The sequence below is a fragment of the Bradyrhizobium sp. NAS80.1 genome, from assembly GCF_001908205.1.
In the GTDB taxonomy this organism is placed as follows: domain Bacteria; phylum Pseudomonadota; class Alphaproteobacteria; order Rhizobiales; family Xanthobacteraceae; genus Bradyrhizobium.
Map to the genome: position 1 here is coordinate 13,119 of NZ_LGHL01000146.1, position 19,224 is coordinate 32,342.

20 protein-coding genes and 1 tRNA gene are annotated in these 19,224 nt (G+C 63.4%); 9 read left to right on the forward strand and 12 right to left on the reverse strand.

Annotated features, from left to right (window positions below):
• Nucleotides 1-45: 45 nt before the first annotated feature.
• Complete coding sequence (locus AC629_RS30345) at nt 46-1,428, reverse strand: MFS transporter (RefSeq protein WP_084808513.1); 1,383 nt, start codon at nt 1,426-1,428, stop codon at nt 46-48.
• 98 nt (nt 1,429-1,526) lie between these two features.
• Between AC629_RS30345 and ggt the strand changes: the two genes are divergently transcribed.
• Together ggt and AC629_RS30355 are read left to right on the forward strand one after the other, a co-directional pair.
• Nucleotides 1,527-3,275, forward strand: a complete 1,749-nt coding sequence (ggt, locus tag AC629_RS30350) for a gamma-glutamyltransferase (protein WP_210419126.1) — start codon at nt 1,527-1,529, stop codon at nt 3,273-3,275.
• 96 nt (nt 3,276-3,371) lie between these two features.
• Entirely contained in the window at nt 3,372-4,667 is a 1,296-nt protein-coding gene (locus AC629_RS30355) for an MFS transporter (protein ID WP_084808515.1), read from the forward strand.
• 118 nt (nt 4,668-4,785) lie between these two features.
• On the opposite strand, the gene AC629_RS30360 is transcribed toward AC629_RS30355, so the two are convergent.
• Nucleotides 4,786-5,451: a glutathione S-transferase family protein gene (locus AC629_RS30360; protein WP_084808517.1), complete on the reverse strand. Its 666-nt coding sequence runs from the start codon at nt 5,449-5,451 to the stop codon at nt 4,786-4,788.
• Nucleotides 5,452-5,597: 146 nt separating this feature from the next.
• On the opposite strand from AC629_RS30360, the gene AC629_RS30365 reads away from it, so the two are divergent.
• The 4 genes from AC629_RS30365 (at nt 5,598) to panE (ending at nt 9,372) form a co-directional block, all read left to right on the forward strand.
• Complete coding sequence (locus tag AC629_RS30365) at nt 5,598-6,197, forward strand: DUF2239 family protein (protein WP_143199554.1); 600 nt, start codon at nt 5,598-5,600, stop codon at nt 6,195-6,197.
• Between the two features lie 89 nt (nt 6,198-6,286).
• Entirely contained in the window at nt 6,287-7,636 is a 1,350-nt protein-coding gene (locus tag AC629_RS30370) for an MATE family efflux transporter (RefSeq protein WP_210419127.1), read from the forward strand.
• Between the two features lie 95 nt (nt 7,637-7,731).
• On the forward strand, nt 7,732-8,340 hold the full coding sequence (locus tag AC629_RS30375; protein ID WP_168195613.1) for a 2-hydroxychromene-2-carboxylate isomerase: 609 nt from the start codon (nt 7,732-7,734) through the stop codon (nt 8,338-8,340).
• Nucleotides 8,341-8,448: 108 nt separating this feature from the next.
• Nucleotides 8,449-9,372, forward strand: a complete 924-nt coding sequence (gene panE, locus AC629_RS30380; protein ID WP_084808585.1) for a 2-dehydropantoate 2-reductase — start codon at nt 8,449-8,451, stop codon at nt 9,370-9,372.
• Between the two features lie 465 nt (nt 9,373-9,837).
• Here the strand turns inward: panE and AC629_RS30385 are convergent, their stop codons facing one another.
• Both AC629_RS30385 and AC629_RS30390 read right to left on the reverse strand, forming a co-directional pair.
• Nucleotides 9,838-10,824, reverse strand: coding sequence for an NAD-dependent epimerase/dehydratase family protein (locus tag AC629_RS30385; protein WP_084808524.1), 987 nt, complete (start codon nt 10,822-10,824; stop codon nt 9,838-9,840).
• A gap of 76 nt (nt 10,825-10,900) precedes the next feature.
• Nucleotides 10,901-10,975, reverse strand: a tRNA-Gly gene (locus AC629_RS30390).
• A gap of 273 nt (nt 10,976-11,248) precedes the next feature.
• Here AC629_RS30390 and trxA point away from each other — a divergent pair.
• Nucleotides 11,249-12,172, forward strand: coding sequence for a thioredoxin (gene trxA, locus AC629_RS30395; RefSeq protein ID WP_084808525.1), 924 nt, complete (start codon nt 11,249-11,251; stop codon nt 12,170-12,172).
• Nucleotides 12,173-12,280: 108 nt separating this feature from the next.
• Entirely contained in the window at nt 12,281-12,958 is a 678-nt protein-coding gene (locus AC629_RS30400; RefSeq protein ID WP_084808534.1) for an LON peptidase substrate-binding domain-containing protein, read from the forward strand.
• 17 nt (nt 12,959-12,975) lie between these two features.
• Here AC629_RS30400 and AC629_RS30405 read toward each other — a convergent pair whose 3' ends face one another.
• The 8 genes from AC629_RS30405 to AC629_RS30440 form a co-directional block, all read right to left on the reverse strand.
• Nucleotides 12,976-13,395, reverse strand: a complete 420-nt coding sequence (locus AC629_RS30405) for a hypothetical protein (protein WP_084808535.1) — start codon at nt 13,393-13,395, stop codon at nt 12,976-12,978.
• Nucleotides 13,385-14,296, reverse strand: a complete 912-nt coding sequence (locus AC629_RS30410) for an FAD:protein FMN transferase (protein WP_084808536.1) — start codon at nt 14,294-14,296, stop codon at nt 13,385-13,387. Before AC629_RS30410 ends, AC629_RS30405 begins: the two co-directional genes overlap by 11 nt.
• A complete protein-coding gene (locus AC629_RS30415; RefSeq protein ID WP_084808537.1) occupies nt 14,277-14,747 on the reverse strand; it encodes an FMN-binding protein in 471 nt (156 codons plus the stop codon). The genes AC629_RS30410 and AC629_RS30415 overlap by 20 nt, the downstream gene beginning before the upstream one ends.
• Before the next feature lie 64 nt (nt 14,748-14,811).
• On the reverse strand, nt 14,812-16,302 hold the full coding sequence (locus tag AC629_RS30420; protein ID WP_245332046.1) for a hypothetical protein: 1,491 nt from the start codon (nt 16,300-16,302) through the stop codon (nt 14,812-14,814).
• Nucleotides 16,303-16,647: 345 nt separating this feature from the next.
• On the reverse strand, nt 16,648-17,235 hold the full coding sequence (locus tag AC629_RS30425) for a cytochrome b/b6 domain-containing protein (protein WP_084808539.1): 588 nt from the start codon (nt 17,233-17,235) through the stop codon (nt 16,648-16,650).
• 138 nt (nt 17,236-17,373) lie between these two features.
• A complete protein-coding gene (locus AC629_RS30430) occupies nt 17,374-17,652 on the reverse strand; it encodes a PepSY domain-containing protein (protein WP_084808540.1) in 279 nt (92 codons plus the stop codon).
• A gap of 216 nt (nt 17,653-17,868) precedes the next feature.
• Complete coding sequence (locus AC629_RS30435; RefSeq protein ID WP_084808541.1) at nt 17,869-18,063, reverse strand: hypothetical protein; 195 nt, start codon at nt 18,061-18,063, stop codon at nt 17,869-17,871.
• A gap of 39 nt (nt 18,064-18,102) precedes the next feature.
• A complete protein-coding gene (locus AC629_RS30440) occupies nt 18,103-18,453 on the reverse strand; it encodes a hypothetical protein (RefSeq protein WP_084808542.1) in 351 nt (116 codons plus the stop codon).
• Between the two features lie 108 nt (nt 18,454-18,561).
• On the opposite strand from AC629_RS30440, the gene AC629_RS30445 reads away from it, so the two are divergent.
• On the forward strand, nt 18,562-19,092 hold the full coding sequence (locus AC629_RS30445) for a TetR/AcrR family transcriptional regulator (RefSeq protein WP_084808543.1): 531 nt from the start codon (nt 18,562-18,564) through the stop codon (nt 19,090-19,092).
• Nucleotides 19,093-19,224: the final 132 nt, after the last annotated feature.

Sequence of the window (19,224 nt, forward strand, 5' to 3'; positions counted from 1 at the left end):
TTCCGGGGCGCGCGTAGCGATGCCCCGGAAATGACGGTGAGGATGCTAATCCTTCACGCGCATCAGCAGCCCCAACCCTGCGACGAAGAACACCACCAGCACGGCCATGCCGGCCTTCTGGCTCGCCGTGACCGCTGTGATCATGCCGATCAGGAGCGGGCCGATGAAGGAGGTTACTTTCCCCGTCAACGCAAACAGCCCGAAGTACTGCGCGATGCGATCCTTCGGTGCGAGACGGATCAGAAGCGAGCGCGAGGCGGCCTGGAGCGGACCACCGGCGGCGCCGATGAGACAGCCCAGTACGAGATAGGCGCGCTCCGCGGCGGCACCGAACAGCGGGCCACCCGGCTCGGGCGGCGCGACCTTGATGAAGAAGATCGAATCCTTGTCGACCAGCAGGATCGCGGCGAGCGCCAGCAGCAGGATCAGCATGCTGCCGGCAATGACGCGCTTCGGTCCCAGGAGATCGTCGAGCTTGCCGCCGAGCCATGCGCCGAAGGTACCCGCGATCGCCAGGATGATTCCAAACATACCGATCTGGATCGTGTGCCAGCCAAAGGTGCCCGCGGCATAGATGCCGCCGAAGGCAAACAGCGAGACCAGGCCATCGGTGTAGATCATGTTGGCAAGCAGAAACGCCGCGAGCGATTTGCGCTTCGGCAAATCCTTGAGCGACTGCCTCAGCCCGTACAGACCTTCGCGCAGCGCCCGGCGCACCGGACGCCGCGCCGGATAGTCCGGCGTGAACAGAAACATCGGCGTCACGAAGATGATGAACCACAGCCCGGTCAAGGGCCCAGCGGCCCGGTCGCCCTGGTGAGTTGCGGGATCGAGCCCGAACAGCGGCTTGAAGCCGAGCAGCGTGCGGCCGGTCTCCGGATTGGCGGCGAGGAAGCCGAGCACGACGATCAGGCTGACGATGCCGCCGATGTAGCCGGTGGCCCAGCCGGTGCCGGAGAGACGGCCGATCCGCTCCGGCGGCACCAGGGTCGGCATCATCGCGTTGTTGAAGACCGTGGCGAATTCCGCGCCGACGCTGGCGAGCGCGACCGCGATGAGCAGCGGGGGAATGATGGCGTGATCGCCGGGCTTGCCGATCCACAGCGTGCAGGACGCAACCACCAGCAGCGCGCCGAAGCCGGCGATCCAGGGTTTCCTGCGGCCGGCAGCATCCGCGATGGCCCCTAACACCGGCGACATCAGCGCGATCGCGAGGCCCGCAGCCGCCATCGCAAAGCCCCACAGCGATTGGCCGGTGGCGGGATCTGGCGCGATGCTGGTGGCGAAATAGGGTGCGAACACGAAGGTCGTGATCAGCGTGAAATAGGGCTGTGCGGCCCAGTCGAAGAAGATCCAGCTGACGACGGCGGAGCGCGGCGGATAGGTCCGCGGCGCCCCCACGCGCGCATCCGAGGCGATCGTCGTCATCTTCCAGTCCCCATCACGAACAGTTTTGGCTCTCTCAGCGCAAACCGTATAGCATTACCCGTGTGCATTTGGCCCGGGGGCGCGGCGGAAGTTTGATAATGGCAGCATATTCGACACGGCGGACATTTTTTGCGGTCATCGCCACTTTGGCGTTTGGTCTTGCGCCTGCAGCCGCACAGGATGCGCGGCGGGCCTATGTCCCACCGACGCTCGATACCGTGCACGCCGTCCCCGCCGAACACGGCATGGTGGTGGCGCAGGAGAAGATTTCTGCGCAAGTCGGCGCCGATATTTTGCGACGCGGCGGCAATGCGATCGATGCAGCGGTTGCTACCGGCTTTGCGATGGCGGTGACCTATCCCCGCGCCGGCAATATCGGCGGTGGCGGCTTCATGGTGATCCACTCCGCCGAGCGTAATGAAGACATCACGATCGATTACCGCGAGACCGCACCGGCAGCGACCACAACGCAAACTTTCCTTGGACCAGACGGCAAGCCAGATGCGGCGAAGTCGCGCGATTCCGCGCTCGGCGTCGGCGTGCCCGGCACCGTGGCGGGTCTCGCACTGGCGCTGGAGAAATACGGCTCGGGCCAGTTCACGCTGCCGCAATTGCTCGAGCCCGCGATCGCGTTTGCCCGCGACGGCTTTGTTGTCAGCGACGACATCGCCGATACCTTGCCGGGCTGGGACCGGCGGCTCGCGCGCTGGCCGTCCTCGGCCAAAATCTTCTCGCGACCTGATGGCGCGCCGCTCGGCGAAGGCGACAGGCTGGTGCAGAGCGATCTCGCCGAAACGCTGTCTGCTGTTGCGGCGCATGGTCCGCGCGGCTTCTATGAAGGCGCAGTTGCAGACAAGCTCGCCAAGGCCGTCTCCGATGCCGGCGGCATCATGACGCCGGCTGACCTGAAATCCTATCAGGCGGTGATCCGTGCGCCAGTGCGCGGCACCTATCGCGGCTACGACATCGTCTCGATGCCGCTGCCTTCCTCCGGCGGCGTGGTGCTGGTCGAGACGCTCAACATCCTCGAAGGCTTTCAGCTCGCCGATTTGAAGCAGGGCTCGTCGGCATCGCTGCATCTGCTGATCGAAGCCATGAAGCGTGCCTATGCCGACCGCGCGCGCTATCTCGGCGATCCCGCCTTCGTCAAAGCACCGATCGAAACGCTCACTGCGAAAGACTATGCGGCCAAGCTGCGCGCGGGCATTTCTGCCGATCGCGCCACACCGTCGAAGCAGCTCGTGTCCGCCCCTCCTGCGCCGCGCGAGGGCACCAACACCACACATTTCTCCGTCGTCGATGCCCGCGGCAATGCCGTCAGCAACACCTATACCCTGAACTTCAGCTATGGGGTTGGTCTCGTCGCCGAGGGCACCGGCGTGCTGCTTAACAATGAGCTCGACGACTTCACCGCGGCGGTGGGCGCTTCCAATGCCTATGGCCTCGTCGGCTTCGAGCCCAATCTGCCCGGGCCCGGCAAGCGGCCGCTGTCCTCGATGTCGCCGACCATCGTGCTCAGGGGCGGCAAGCCGGTGCTGGTGACGGGCTCGCCCGGCGGCAGCCGCATCATCTCGACCGTGCTCCAGGTCATTGTCAACGTCCTCGACTACAAGATGGATGTGGCGGCGGCCGTTGCCGCCCCGCGGCTGCATCATCAGTGGCTGCCGGACGAGGTGCGCGTCGAGAGCGGCTTTCCCGACGACGTGCTGTCTGAGCTGAAGGCGATGGACCACCTCATCGTCGAGCCGATGGGACAGACGTCGGCCAATTCGATTCTCGTGACGCCGAAGGGGCCGCTCGGCGCGCCCGATCCGCGCACGCGCGGTGCCGAGGCAGCCGGGCAGTAGCCCGGCAGCGGCATGATATGACCGCCAGCCCCGGCTTGCGCTGGCTGCCACGCGTGCTACCACCGCGCAGTTTTAGGAATTGCCGGGAAAACGTACATGAGCACAGCCGATCCGACCCAGCATATCGAGCGCGCGGAGATCGAAGACACCAGTCTTCTTGCCTTCTATCGCGACATGAACAGCGCCGAGCGACGGACGTTCTGGGCCTGCGCGGCAGGCTGGGCGCTCGACGGCATGGACTTCATGATCTATCCGCTGGTGATCGGCACCATCATCGCACTGTGGAAAGTCGATGCGGCCTCGGCGGGTCTCGCCGGCACGGTGACGCTGCTGGCCTCGGCGATCGGCGGCTGGCTCGGCGGCTATCTCTCCGACCATATCGGCCGGGTCAGGACGCTCCAGATCACCATCATCTGGTTCTCGTTCTTCTCGCTGGTCTGTGCCGTCGTGCAGAATTTCGACCAGCTTCTGATCGCGCGCGCTGTCCTGGGCCTCGGCTTCGGCGGCGAATGGGCGGCGGGCGCCGTGCTGATGGGCGAGGCGATCCGGCCACAATATCGCGGACGCGCGGTCGGCTCGGTACAGTCGGGCTGGGCAGTCGGCTGGGGTCTCGCGGTGCTGTCGCAGGCGATCCTGTTCTCGCTGATGCCAGCGGAGACGGCATGGCGCTGGATGTTCGTGATCGGCGCGCTGCCGGCGCTGCTGGTGTTCTACATCCGTCGTTCCGTCACCGAGCCGGAGATCGCGGCTGAGGCGCGCGCCAAGCAGGCCGCGAGCGGCGATCGCCCGGCGCTTTGGGAAATCTTCTCAGGCCCGATCCTGAAGACCACGATCCTTGCGTCGCTGGCGGCGACAGGCTGCCAGGGCGGCTACTACGCCATCACGTTCTGGGTGCCGCAATTCCTGACCAAGGAGCGGCACCTGTCGATCGTCGGCTCGACCGGCTATCTGTTCACGCTGATCATCGGCTCCTTCATCGGCTATCTCGTCGGGGCCTGGCTCGCCGACCGAATCGGACGGCGCAACCTGTTCCTGATCTTCTCGATCGGCGCTATGGCTGTGGTGCTGCTCTACACGCAGCTGCCGCTCACCAACGAAATCCTGTGGGTGCTCGGTTTCCCGCTCGGCTTCTTCGCGTCGGGCTATTTCTCCGGCATCGGTGCGTTCCTGACCGAGCTCTATCCGACGCGGCTGCGCGGCTCCGGCCAGGGCTTCTGCTACAATTTCGGCCGCGGCATCGGCGCGCTGTTTCCGTTCCTCGTCGGTGCGCTGTCGGCGACGACGTCGCTTGCGAATGCGATCGCGATCTTCGCGGTGGTGGCTTACGCGGTGTTCTTCCTTGCCGCCTTCGCACTGCCAGAGACACGCGGCCGCGTGTTGCACCCGGACTAGTTCTGGGCCGTCATCCCGGGGCGATGCGCTAGCATCGAACCCGGGATCTCGAGATTCTCAGCTGCGCAATTGCGCACCAAAGATCGCCCTGCGGGCGCCCCGGAATGACGGAGACTAACTACCGTCCCACCTGATACGGCCCGCCCTTTTCCAGCGCTTTGGCATACGCCGGCCGCGCGTGAATACGTTCGAGGAACGCCATCGCCTTGGGGTGGCCCGGCTCAAGCCCGCCGCGCGCCTGGGCTGCTTCCAGCGGAAAGCTCATCTGGATATCGGCTGCGGTGAATTCGCTGCCGGCGAACCATTCGCTCTTGCCGAGTTCGCCTTCCCAATAATCCATGTGCTGCTTGAGCTGCGGATTGACCAGTGCGGTCAGCGCCTGGTTCGAGACCTTGCGCACCAGCGGGCGAAGCAGCGCGGGCGCGCGCTTCGGCATCAGCGTAAACAGCAGCTTCAAGAGCAGCGGCTGCATCGCCGACCCCTCCGCATAGTGCAGCCAATAGGTGTAACGCAGCCGCTCCGGCGTGTTCGGCGGCGGGATCAGCCGACCGTTGCCGTAGGTGGTGATGAGATATTCGATGATCGCGCCTGATTCGGCGATGGTGTTGCCGTTGTCGGTGATGACAGGCGACTTGCCGAGCGGATGGATGGCGCGCAGCTCCTTCGGCGCGCGCATGTCCGGCTGGCGCTGATAGCGCACGATCTCGTAGGGCACGCCCAACTCCTCGAGCAGCCACAGCACGCGCTGCGAGCGGGAATTGTTGAGGTGATGAACAGTCAGCATCGCGGTGGTCCCCCCAGGCTAGGCGTCGTCGTCCGCGCGTTCGTGCCAGCCCGGGAACACAATGTCGAGCCATCTGGTGGGATATTTCACCCGGGTATATTGACGCGGATAATTTACCCGGGTATTAAGCTGCCCACGCGATCAATATGGCAATGATTCCAATGCAATCGACTTTCACCGCCTTCATCGGCCGGCGTCGGCTGGCCTCCGGCCCGGCCGGCGAGGTCGCGCTTGCCGTCAAGCGGGCCGGGCCGCGACCGGACGAGCCGATCATCATCTTCGACGACGGGACGGGCCGGTCGATCGATTTCGACCTGCGCGGCGAGGATCGCGAGGTGCTGGCACGGCTGGCAAAGCTTATGCCGCCGCCTGCGAGCGAGGTCGCCGAAGCACCGAGCGAGCCGCGCGGGCGCGGCCGGCCAAAACTCGGCGTCGTCGCGCGCGAGGTGACGCTGTTGCCCCGGCACTGGGAGTGGCTCAACGCGCAGCCGGGCGGCGCCTCGGTCGCGCTGCGAAAGCTGGTCGACGAGGCGCGGCGCGCAAGCGGCGACAAGGACCGCGAGCGGCAGGCGCGCGATGCGGCCTATCACTTCATGTCGACCATGGCGGGCAATCTACCGCAGTTCGAGGAAGCTTCGCGCGCGCTGTTCGCAGATGACCGGCGGCGCTTCACCGGACTGATCGCGGACTGGCCCGCCGACATCCGCGACCACATCGTCAAGCTCGCCTACAGCGACCGCGCTTAGGCGCAGCACCTTCTCTCACCCCATCGACGGCCGGGCCACGCGTGCTTCGCGTGGCAACGGCTTTGCACGCCCTGATGAAAGGCCACTCCATGTCCGCCGCCAAGCCGCTCTGGCCCAATTTTCTGGGCTTCCTCGCACCGTTGATGCTGAGCAACGCGCTGCAATCGCTGTTCGGCACCGTCAGCAACGTCTATCTCGGCCAGATGATCGGCGTCGACGCGCTCGCTGCGGTCTCGGCGTTCTTCCCGGTGATGTTCTTCCTGTTCGCCTTCGTCATGGGCCTGAGCACCGGCGCCACCGTGCTGATCGGTCAGGCGTTTGGCGCGGGCGAGCACCGCAGGATCAAGATCGTCGTGGGCACGACACTAGCGGTCGGCCTATTGCTTTCGATATCGATTGCGCTGATCGGCGGACTGTTCAGCCGGCAATTGATGACGATGCTCGCCACGCCCGCGAACATTCTCGACCAGGCCAGCGCCTATGCCCGCATCATGCTGCTCACCATGCCGCTCGGTTTCGTCTTCCTGCTGATGACCGCGATGATCCGTGGTGTCGGCGACGCAGTGACGCCGCTGCTGGCGCTGACGTTGTCGACTGCGATCGGTCTGGTCCTGACACCGATACTGGTTCTTGGCTCGTTCGGATTGCCTACCGCTGGCATCACGAGTCCAGCCTGGGCGGCCGCGATCGCCAACACGCTGACGCTGATCGCGTTGGCCGTCTATCTCCTGCGAAAGAAGCATGCGTTGGCACCGGACGCAGCGTTGCTGCGTCATCTGTGGCTTAACGGCAGCGTGCTCGGAAAGATCCTCAGCATTGGACTGCCGACTGCGATCGGCATGGTCGTGATGGCGATCGCCGAGCTCATGCTGCTCGGCCTCGTCAACGGCTTTGGATCGGACGCCACGGCGGCCTACGGCGCCGTCAACCAGGTGATGGGCTACACGCAATTCACGGCGATGTCGATCTCGATCGCAGTCTCGATCCTCGGCGCGCAGGCGGTTGGCAGCGGCGACAGGGCGAGGCTCGACGACATTGTGCGAACCGGCCTCGCGTTCAACCTCGTCCTGACCGGCGGGCTGGTCGCGCTGATCTACCTGGCGCCGCGCGCCGTGCTCGGCATCTTCATCACGGATGGCGCGGTGCTCGAACTGGCGAAAGAGCTGCTCTATATCGCCTTGTGGAGCTCGGTGCCGTTTGGCATGGCCACGGTGTTTTCAGGGGCGATGCGCGCCGGAGGCGTGGCACTGACACCGATGCTGCTCTCGATCTTCGCCATTGTCGCGATCGAGCTGCCGTCCGCTGTGATCCTGAGCCGAACGATCGGCCTGCAAGGCGTGTGGGCCGCCTATCCGATCGTGTTCTGCGCCATGTTCGTTTTGCAGATGGGCTATTACCTCCTGGTGTGGCGCAAGCGGGCGATCCGGCGTCTGATCTGACAGGATCATCAAAGTATTATGACCATCATTAAACGGTGGACCTGTGGCGCGCACTGCGCCACAATGCTGGAAAAGCGATGTCAGGGAGAACGATTTTGACCCGCACAGCCCCGCAATTCCTGTTCGATTTCGGCAGCCCGAACGCCTATCTCAGCCATCTTGCGATCCCGGCGATCGAACAGCGCATCGGCGTCAAGTTCGAATATGTGCCGATCCTGCTCGGCGGCATCTTCAAGGCGACCAACAACAAGTCGCCGGCCGAGACGCTTGCCGGCATCAAGAACAAGCGCGAATTCCAGGCGGTCGAGACCGAGCGCTTCATCAAGCGTTTCAAGGTCCAGCCCTACGTCTTCAATCCCAACTTCCCCGTCAACACGCTGAACCTGATGCGCGCGGCGATCGCGGCACAGCTCGAAGGCGTGTTCGAGAAATATGTGGAGGCCGCTTTCCACCACATGTGGCACGAGCCGAAGAAGATGGACGATCCCGAGGTCGCGGCAAAGGCGCTGGCCTCCTCCGGTCTCGATGCCCAAAAGCTGTTCGCCCGGGCCCAGGAGCCCGAGGTGAAGGGCAAGCTGATCAAGAATACCGAGGAGGCTGTTGCTCGCGGCGCGTTCGGCTCGCCGACCTTCTTCGTCGGCAACGAGATGTTCTTCGGCAAGGAGCAACTGCGCGAGGTCGAGGAGATGGTGCTGGGCAAATAATCCCGGCATGGCGGACATCGAATGTGATTGCGGTACCACTCCGGATTGCTTCGCATCATCGGCGATGACGATTATAAGTAGCCGCCAAGAGCAATAATGGAGCATCCCATGCGTATCCTCGTGGTCGGCGCCGGCGCCATCGGCGGCTATTTTGGTGGCAGACTGTTGCAGGCTGGCCGCGACGTCACCTTTCTGGTCCGGCCGCGACGCGCCAGCGAGCTCGCGAGCGCCGGGCTCATCATCAAGAGTCCGAATGGCGATGTGACCTTGAAGAATCCGCCGACTGTGCAGGCCGACGCGCTCAAGGACAGGTTCGACGTCGTGCTGCTCAGCTGCAAGGCGTTCGACCTCGATGACGCCATCAAGTCGTTCGCCGCGGCAGTCGGTCCGAACACGTCGATCATTCCGATGCTGAACGGCATGAAGCATCTCGACACGCTCGACGACAAGTTCGGCAAGGAGCGCGTGCTCGGCGGCCTCTGCGCGATCGCCGCGACCTTGAACGACAAGCGCGAGGTGGTGCAGCTCCAGCCGATGCAGTCTCTGAATTACGGCGAGCGCGACGGCAAGCTGTCGGACAGGGTCAAGGCCATCGACGAAGCCTTCAAGAGCGGCATCAACGGCGCCGCCGCCAGCCAGAACATCATGCAGGACATGTGGGAGAAGTGGGTGTTCCTCTCCTCGCTCGCGGCCTCCACCAGCCTGATGCGTACCTCCGTCGGCAACATCCTCGCCGCTCCCGGCGGCAGGGATTTCCTGCTCGGCATGCTCGACGAGACCAGCGCGATCGCCACCGCGTCAGGCTACACGCCAGGCGGGCCGTTCTTCGAGCGGGTGAAGGGTAACCTCACCACCGAAGGATCGCCGATGACGGCGTCGATGTTCCGCGACATCAAGGCGGGCCTGCCGGTCGAGGCCGACCACGTGATCGGCGACCTGATCGCGCGCGGCGATGCCGCCAAGGTGCCCGTGCCGAAGCTGCGCATCGCCTACACGCATCTGAAGGCGTATGAGAAGCAGCGGGCGAGCTAACCCCACATTCCGCTGTCGTCCCGGACAAGCGCAGCGAAGCGGAGCGCTGATTCGGGCCCCCTGCGCGAGCGCTTGCGCTCGTCGTGCTGACCACAGGGAGTGGTTGTGATACGAGCGGGTGGCCCCGAGTCTTCGTCAAACTCGATCCTGTGGCTATGGGTCCCGGGCTCGCGCTTCGCGCGCCCCGGGACGACAGAGGCGATTGCCTCTTGCGGTCCCGCCGCTACTGCAAATGCGCCAGATAGTGCGCGACCGCAGTAATCTCTTCCTCACTCATCCCGTAGGCGACAGCAATCGCTGCAACGCGAAATCAGATGGCGTGCGGCTGATTTGCGGGCAGCAAGAGGGTGGCCGCACAAAATTCGCGAAAACAACCCCATGCAAAGTAAAACGGCTCAGACCATTTTGCTCCCGGTGACACCGGACAGACATTTGACGCGTCGAGCAAAACAGCAATCGCGGCGATTAAGAGACGATAGGATAAGGCCCGCCGTCGAACACCGTGTCATGATAGCCCTTCGATCCAATCTCGCGCGCCAGCGCGCTGCGGAAATCCTGCCCCGCGCGAAGGCTATGCAGCACATGCGCGAAATCGAATTCTGGCCGCCAGCCAAGCTCGCGCCGCGCACGATCGTTGACATAGACGCGGTCGATCTCGGGGAATAGCCGCCAGCCGCGCGCCGCATAGAGCTGCGCACAATCCGGATAGAGCTCGCGCACGACACTGGCCGCGTCGCGCGCGAGCGCCGCGAGATGGCGTGGCTCGAACGGGCTCGTCGCAGAGACGATGTAGCGACCGAAACCGATCTTCGGTGCACGCTCGACGGCAAGCAGATGGGCGCTCACCGCGTCCGCTATATCCAGCCGGCGATAGAGCAGCTCGTTGGCCTGCGCGTTCTCGAGCGCGTAAGCCGACCGCATCGCCGGATCGTCGTCGTCCTCCGGAAAGAAGCGCGAGGTCCTCAGGATGAGAACCGGCAGCCCGCGCTCACGAAAGAACAGCTCGCACACGCTCTCAGCCATCAGCTTGGACGTGCCATAGATGTTTTTGGGCACCGGAGGCAGATCCTCGGTCACCCACACCGCCGCCTGTCCAGCCTCGGGTCTGAGCTGCGAACCGAAGGCGCTGGTGGTGCTGGTGAAGACGAAGCTGTGCACTCCGGCGGCCAAGGCGGCCTCGAGCAGGTTCAGTGTGCCGGTGACGTTGGTGTCGACAAATTCCTGCCTCGTGTGGGTCGCCACATGCGGCTTGTGCAGCGTCGCGGTATGGATCACGGCGGTGACGCCTGCCATCTGGCGCCGCACGAAGTCCGGGTCGACGATCGAGCCGACTGCATCGGTCCAGGCTGATTTCTTCAAATCAACCCCATGCACACGTGAACCACGCGCACGGAGCGTCCGGAGAATGGCCTCGCCGAGGTGGCCCGCGCTGCCGGTGACCAGAATTGTCATTTGAGAACCAATACAGCCGCCAGCGGCGTGGAAAACCACGGCTCAATCCGGTTTGGCTGGATGCTCTGGGGAAAATTGGAGCGGGCGAAGGGGCTCGAACCCTCGACCCCGACCTTGGCAAGGTCGTGCTCTACCACTGAGCTACACCCGCATCCTGTGTCGGTCGCGTGTCGCGCCGGCAACGGCTGTCGTATGCCAAAAGCGGACGGTGAATGCAACAGCTACTGACGTTATAGATTCGGTTTCTAGGCCCCATATGGACCCCGATTCCAATCAAATCGGCCGAAAACGCCCTGGAACTGCCGAATCGACGCCGGTGGATTGAAATTCGGCCGTCCCGGCCCAATTTAGGGCCGACATCACAGCATATGAATTGGCGACGTGCTAAAGAGCCGCCATTCCAGACATCATACGAGGGGATCCCGTGACGATCATCGACCAGGGTAACGGAGCGGCTGGCCCGGCTGCGGCCGATCTGATCAAGGACACTACCACCCAGGGCTTCGTGAAGGATGTCATCGAGGAATCGAAGCGCCAGCCGGTGCTGATCGACTTCTGGGCTGAGTGGTGCGGGCCCTGCAAGCAGCTGACCCCCGTCCTGGAAAAGGCGGTCAAGGCCGCCAAGGGCAAGGTCAAGCTGGTCAAGATGAACATCGACCAGCACCCGGCGATCCCGGGCCAGATGGGCATCCAGTCGATCCCGGCCGTGATCGCCTTCGTCAACGGCCAGCCGGCCGACGGCTTCATGGGCGCGGTGCCGGAGAGCCAGGTCAACACCTTCATCGAGCGGCTGACCAAGGGCGTCACCGCACCGGGCGAGGTCAATGTCGCCGAGATCGTGCAGGAAGCCGACGGCGTGCTCGCCGAGGGTGACGCCGCGGCGGCCGCGCAGATCTACGCCGAGGCGCTGCAGCATGATTCGACCAACATCGCGGCCCTTGCCGGGCTGGCGAAGTGCTACGCCGTCTCCGGCGCAATGGAGCAGGCCAAGCAGACGCTCGCCATGGTGCCGGAGTCCAAGCGCAACGACCCCGCCGTGAAGGCGGTGCAGGCCACGATTGATCTCGCCGAGCAGGCGGAGTCGCTGGGACCGGTCGCCGAGCTGGAGCAGAAGGTCGCCGCAAACCCGCTCGATCATCAGGCCCGCTTCGACCTTGCGACCGCGCTCAACGCCCAAGGCAACCGGGCGGCCGCCACCGAGCAGCTGCTCGCGATCGTCAAGCGCGACCGCAAATGGAACGACGACGGCGCCCGCAAGCAGCTGGTGCAGTTCTTCGAGGCCTGGGGCGGCACGGATGATGCAACGGTCGAGGGACGAAAGCGCCTGTCGACGATCCTGTTTTCCTGAGGCGCGGTTTTTGATGGAGCATGATCTTGCCGGAAAACCGTTGCACACTTTGCGCTAACGCGGTCCTGCGGATCCAGATCATGTTCTAACGCCTTTAGCGGGGACCAGATGCCGATCAACATCGAATATCGCGGGCCCGCCGACCTTCCGGAGATCATTCCGGTGTTTCCGCTGCCGGGCGCGCTGCTGCTGCCCCGCGGCCAGATGCCGCTCAACATCTTCGAGGCGCGCTATCTTGCGATGGTCGACGACGCCTTGCGCGACGGCCATCGCCTGATCGGCATGATCCAGCCCGACGTGGCGCATTCGCCGAAGAACACCAACAAGCCGGTGCTGTTCCGCGTCGGCTGCGTCGGACGCATCACCCAACTCGCCGAATCCGGTGACGGCCGCTACATCCTCGAGCTCACCGGCGTCTCGCGCTTCAGGGTGGTCGAGGAGCTCGAAGTCCTGACTGCCTACCGGCAGTGCAAGGTCGACTTCTCCGCCTTCGTCGACGACTTCACCGCGCGCATGGGCGAGGACGAGGTCGATCGCGAGGCGCTGCTCTCGGTGCTGGCGGACTTTTTGAAGGCCAACAACCTCAAGGTCGACTGGGAAGGCGTCGAAGCCGCCCCTAATGAAGCGCTCGTCAACGCGCTGGCGATGATGTCGCCCTATGGCCCCGCGGAGAAGCAGGCCATGCTGGAGGCGCCGGATTTGAAGACCCGCGCCGAGATCTTGATCGCGGTGACCGAGATGGACCTCGCCAAGAAGCGCACCAGCGGCGATCCGCCGCTGCAATAGCACGAGCCTGCGGGACGCTACCGTGGCTCCCGTCGACCTAGCCAGATATGAAGCGGAAGCATCAGGGCCAGCGAGAATCCGACGCCCAGGTGGATCCAGCTCATCCAGGGCCGTACCGCTTCCGATCCCAGGTAGTAGAGCCCGAACGCGGTCGCGATCAGCACGGCATTGAACGACCCCATGATCGATCCGGAGACGAGATTCCTGCCGCTCCGCCACGATCGCAGCAAGTGCATCGGAATGAGGGCGCCAAGCAGCAATAGCGCCAGCATTGCGACACCGCCATGGATCATCAGCGCGTTGGCGGCGATTTGCTGCCATATCTCGTCGCCGGCAAGGTCCTTCTGCCAGTCGGCCACGAGCCAAGCAGCGCCGGTCAGAATGAGCGCCGCGAACGCCGCGTAGAGCGAGTAGCGAAATGATGTTCTAAGCCGCAAGGTGCACCGCGTGATGCCAGTCGGAGGTGATCTGAACATCGCCGTCGGCCGAGATCAGCAATGCGCCGGCCTGGTAATATTTGAGCAGTTGGCCCGCATCGGTCCCGGAGATCATGACGATCTTGGTCAAGGCGTCGGCAATCATGCAGGAGGGCGCGCGAATCGTGACGCCGTCGATCAGCCTTGCCGGCCTCTGAGTTCTGGGATCAATCACCGCCGAACAACCCGGCTCACTGCTGTCGAACAACTCGACGCGACGCGCCGTTGAGGCCAGCGCTTCGTCGGCCACGTCGATGCGGCAGATCGATTGGCCTGGGTCGCGAGGATCGCGGACGTGAACTGCGCGCGGCTCCGCGCCAAAGGCCCGAAGGTCGCCGCCCGCATTCACCATGCCGCCTGGAACGCCAAAATCGCGCAGCGCGGCCACCGCTCGATCGACAGCGAAGCCCTTCGCTATGCCACCAAGGTCAATCGTGACATCGGCCGATCGAAAGTGGGCCGTGTGGTCCGGAAGCAGCTCAATCGCGTCGGCAAAGCCCGCAATCGGCGCCGACGCAGGCTTATCCTTCACGAGCGGCAGCAACCCCATCGTCTGCAACGCCGGTGCGATCGTGATATCAAAAAGCCCCCCGGAGCGGCGATGCAGCTCAACGGCGGTCTCGAGCACCTCGAACGTCCATGCATGAACGCTCAAGGGGCGAATGCCGGCTTCGCGGTTAAGCCGACTGACGTCGCTGTCCGGCTCATGAAAGCTCATCAGCCGATGCACCTGCGCAATGGCATCGAATGCGGCGTCGATGGCGCCGTCCATGTCGGGTCTGCGAGCGCCCGCAACCTCGATCTCCACGAAGGTGCCGAGCAGCGGCCTTGCGCGACGGATGCTATCGGAGGCGATTGCCATAAGCTGCCAATATTCTTCTCACGCCTTCGGTGACATGGGTCGACGATAGCGTCGCCCCCGCGATGTTCCTGATATCGCCGTTGATCTTGAGCGCACTACCGCTCGTCTTGCCGACGAACTGTGCGAGCCAGCTCGGGCTCCTGATTTCGCCGCCATAGGATTCCCGATATTCCAGGATCTCGATTTTATGGACGGCACCCGCCGGGGTCAGCGCCACCGCGTAGTCGATGAAGAGGTGCTTGCCGACGACCCGGTCGAAGACGAAGAAGCCGACAGCCTTGCCGCCGGCCTCGGCCTTCCAGACGCGGCCCGCCTGAACTTCGGAAAAATGTGTCGCGGACGGAAATGCCTCCTTCTGCGCTTCCTCAATCGACAGATACCGGACGGCATAGGCGGGAGAGGTGGCAGACAAGATCGCCGCAGCCGGCGCGGTGTATCGAACCCAATTCATAGTCACCTCGCTCCTGGCCCTCTCATCAGGCCTCGCAACATTGTCCCAAGCGACCCTGTCGGCATCAAAAGAAGAACCCGACGCCGCCGAGGAACGAATCCGAAAGCGCGCCGGTGGCGCTCTTGTCGATCACACGCTGGTAGGTCGCCTTCAGCACAATCTTCGGGGATGGAAACACCGCAAAGCCGGCCGTGTGGTACTGTCGCTGACCCTGACCAGTCGGCAGATTGGCATCGGTGCCGGCGTAGCCGCTCGTTTGCAGATTCTGATACGTGTAGCGATAGAACGGCACAGCCTCCCACTCGCTGTTGAGAATCGTGCCGAGCGGGACATGGTAGGCAATCTCGCCGGAATAGCCGTACATCGACTTGCCGACATTGTTGGTCGGATCCGAGTCGTTGTTGGCGCGCAGGTTTTCCGGATGCCCGAACCCGGCGAGGACATATTCGCCGCGAAACTCAAGACCTGTGTCCGGCACCCTGTAGCGGAATTCGGCATCAAACATTGTGAGACTGGACCTGCCGAGGAAGTTACCGAGATCGTCATGCGCCCCGCGCGGCGTCGTGTTCGGCGAGAAATAGGCGCTGACGCTTCCGGCGAAGCCTGGCCAGAATGTCGGCGTGAAGTCGAGCCGGCCGGACACGGCCATGGCGTTGTTGAGTTGCTGGAAGTCGCCGAGCGGGGGCCTCGAGAATGCGAGCGCGGTTACGCCGTCAATGCCGGCGACGTACCCCGTCCCGAGAAGCGGGACGGTCTTTGCCTCAGTGCGATTGTCGAAGGAGTCGCCGAAATCCTCGTTGCTGGTGCTGAGCATGACCTGATATTTGAGGTCCTCGGTGATCGTCCCATAGACGCTGGTCGATGGGACCTTCCAGGTCGACGGAATGAGGCCGTTGTAGAGTGCGGGCCGGAGCACGCTGTAATATTGCGTGGGTTCGTGATGCTGATTGATGTACCCGATCGGCACCAGATCAATGCCCGGCGAACGCCAGTTGAATTGGTCGATGATCTTGAAATCGACCCAGAGCTGCTCGATCTCGGCGGTGCCGTGCAGCTTGTCGTCGTTGTCAAATCCGGAGCCCGCGTGCTCGAACTCGATCTCCGCATTGAAGATGATGTTCGGGGTGATCGCATAGGTGGGCAGGAGAACGAACCTGGCCGCGTCAAAACCCTTCTGCCACTGGCCACCGGCAGCAGGATTCTGGATGGTGCCGAAGTTCATCTCGCCATAAGCCCCGATGCTGAGGCCGGAGACCGGAGAATCCGCAAGCCCGAGGATCGGTTTGTCCGACGCTGACGGCAGTGGCGGCAGAGGGATGAAGTCTTTCGACTTCGACTTGGCCGACTTCTCGGACGATTGGGCTTCAGGCTTTTGAGCGTCAGACTTTTGGACGTCAGATTTGGCTGGCGCATCCTTTCCCTCAGCGGATGGCGCGGCTGCATTGGTGCTCGTCAGCGATGCCGTTTTGGCCGCCCGCTTTGCGTCTGTGTCGGCCGTCGGGCGATCCTGCTTCTGCTTCAGCTCGGCTTCGAGCTGCTGGATGCGCTGCTCCATCTTTTCCAGCTTCTTGAGCAGGGCGTCATTCGCCCCACCTTCCGCTGCGCAAGCCGCACCAGAACTCAGAATCGAGATCGCAGTTGCCGCGAGCAATGCTGATCGGCGCCGGCATCGACGATTGTTGAAACGTGGCGCGACTGGATCGGTGAAAACGTGAAATGACATGCGCTCCCCAAGACTTGCGACAATTCACCGCAGGAGAAGCCTGCAAAAGCGTGCCTTGGGAAGCAGAAGAAGGAAGGGTGAAGCTAGAATAGCTCTACATTAGAATTAGAATAATGAAAAAGGCGCCTCGTCGCAGAGCGAGCAGGCGACCCGACCGGAATCCTAAACGCGGCTCGCTCAGGCGCGAATGCGTTTGCGTCCGGTGAACATCGCGCGGATCAGGTTCTCGCGCTGAAGCACCCCCATCAGCACCACGCCCACGACGTGCAGCACGACCAGCACGATAACGGCGTCGGATGCGTAGGCGTGCGTGTCCTCGATCCACCAGACGCCGAAGAAGGTGACGGTCACCGACAGCGCGCCCGTGATCGCTGAGACGGCGAGCGACAGCAGCAGCGCCACCAGCATCAAGGTGCCGGCTGGGTTGAGCCCAATATAACGGCCGGTGATGCCGCGTCGCAGATTCCAGAGATAGCTCGGCGCCGCGCGCAGCCTGACGCGGACCATGCGAAACCGCGAATAGCGACTTCCCAGGAAGCCCCAGACGAGACGAAAGGCCAAGAGCCCGAGCACCGTGTAGCCGACAATGCGGTGAAGGCTGTCATAGACCGTAGGCGTGAACCACGCGACCAGAACGCTGGCGGCGAGAGCCCAGTGCCAAAGACGCAGCGGGAGATCCCAGACCGCGACCGTCCGCGAGACGGTTCGATCCGCGGGGCGCCTGTCGGACACCCCGCGCGCTTCTGGCACCGCTTCTTCGATCAAGCCGGGACCACCCTCAAATCTTACCTAGAGCTATTTCCGTTCCGATGGAATCGGAACGGGCTCTAGGTTCTTGTTTGGACGCGTTTTCTTCACGCGAACCGGCATCCACTTCGCTCGAAAACGCTCTAGCATCAAATCTTACTTGGCAATCGTGTGCTTCAGGCTGAGGTCTTCGGGGCTGTAGAACAGCTCGTAGAGCTTGCCTTCCTTGACGCCATAGACCTCGTAGCACGAGCCTTCGATCTTCGAGCGCCGCACTTCATAGCCAGCGGCCTTGGCCTTGGCTTCGGCGTCGCTGGCCGGCTTCCACGACGCCTTGTCGAGCTTGGTGCAGTCCTTGAAGCCGTCGGCCATGGCCGCTGAGCTTGTTCCAATCCCGATCGTCAGTGCAATGGCAACAACACGAATGACCTTCACGAACGTCTCTCCTCTGTCGTGTGCGCTTCGCTCAGCGCGATGCGTGATCGAAGGAAGCGAAGCGGAGGGTGAAGTCAATCAAGTTCGACCGCGAGGAGCTTTAGAGATATTCTAACGATCCGAAAAAGATCAGTGCTCTCCGTATGCAGTGCGCATTTGAAGTGCTGCTGCGGCCTTACGCCTCACGGGTTTGGAATGGACTGCTGATCGGGCAAGTTACGCTAGACCGCGCTTCGCGTTGCTGGATAGCGGCTTTGTGAGGTCGCCACGCCATGTCATGCGCATGGTTGCTTCACCGTTCTCGGCCGCGACGACTTCGAAGCCAGCGAGGTTGAACGCCGAGGATGCCTTCACAGTGCCGAGCGTTTGCAGATCGCCGTCCTCGATGGTCAGGCGAACACGAGCTGTCATTGTGCCGCTCCGCTCGAACGTTAGGCTGCTGGTCGCCGCTCAGTAGCCGGCGATCGCCATGGCGACGGCAGCACCGAGCGCCATCCAGCCAAAATGCCGGCCGCGCGTGGCCCAGGCATTAGCGAAGGCCGCGAAGCCAAACACGCAGGCCATGGTGATGACGATCCAGTGGCGTGCCGGCTCCGAGGCCATCCACGGTGTCGCGATCAGGAGGACGCCGCCGCCGATCCAGGCGACGGTCGAGGTCTGCCAGACCAGGCGGAGCAGGGCACGCAGCCGTTCCGGCTCGATACGAGCCCGCGCGAAGACCTTGGTCTCGCCGAGGATGCCGTGGATCAGGGCCACGGCAATGGTGGCAAGGCCAGCACATTGGAGCAGGAGATCACGCATCATCGGGGCTCCCTTAAGGCTCTATCCATACAGCTATGTATGGTGAGATAGGCGCTGGCCTGCGGCCTGTCAATACACTAGTGTATGGTTCGATCCTGGGACCCCGACATGACCGAACAGCTCTCCGCCGATGACTGGATCAAGGAAGGCCTGAAGGCGCTCGCCAGAAACGGCTTCACGGCGCTGAAGGCCGATCCGCTGGCGAAGTCCATGAGTGTCTCGCGCGGCAGCTTCTACTGGCATTTTGCCGATCTCGCCGCGTTCCACAGCGCCGTGCTGAAGCGCTGGCGCGAGATCGCGGCCGAGCAGATCATCGCCGATGTCGAAGCCGACAGCGACGATCCTCTCAAGGCGCTGCTGCGCAGGACCTTTGGCGCCCGGCTCGATCTCGAGCGGGCCGTGCGCAACTGGGCGGCGTTCGATGCGGCAGCGCAGGGCGCGGTCCGTGCCATCGACCGCCGCCGGCTCGACTATATCGAGGCGCTGCTGAAGAAGCGGGGGCTTGAGCCGGCGGCGGCGCAGGCCCGCGCACAGATCCTGTATTGGACGTTTCTCGGCTTCGCACTTTCGGCTGCGCCAGTGCCGCCGGCGCGGCTCCAGGGCTTGCTCGATGAGCTCCTGAGGATGGTCGCGGCCTAGAGCCAGTTCCGTTCCGATGGAATCGGAACGGGGCTCTAGATTCTAGTTTTGATGCGTTTCCCTTACGGGAACCGGCATCCATTTTGCTCGAAACGCTTTAACCGCAGCAATGGGCGGCTAGGCTTTTCTGTG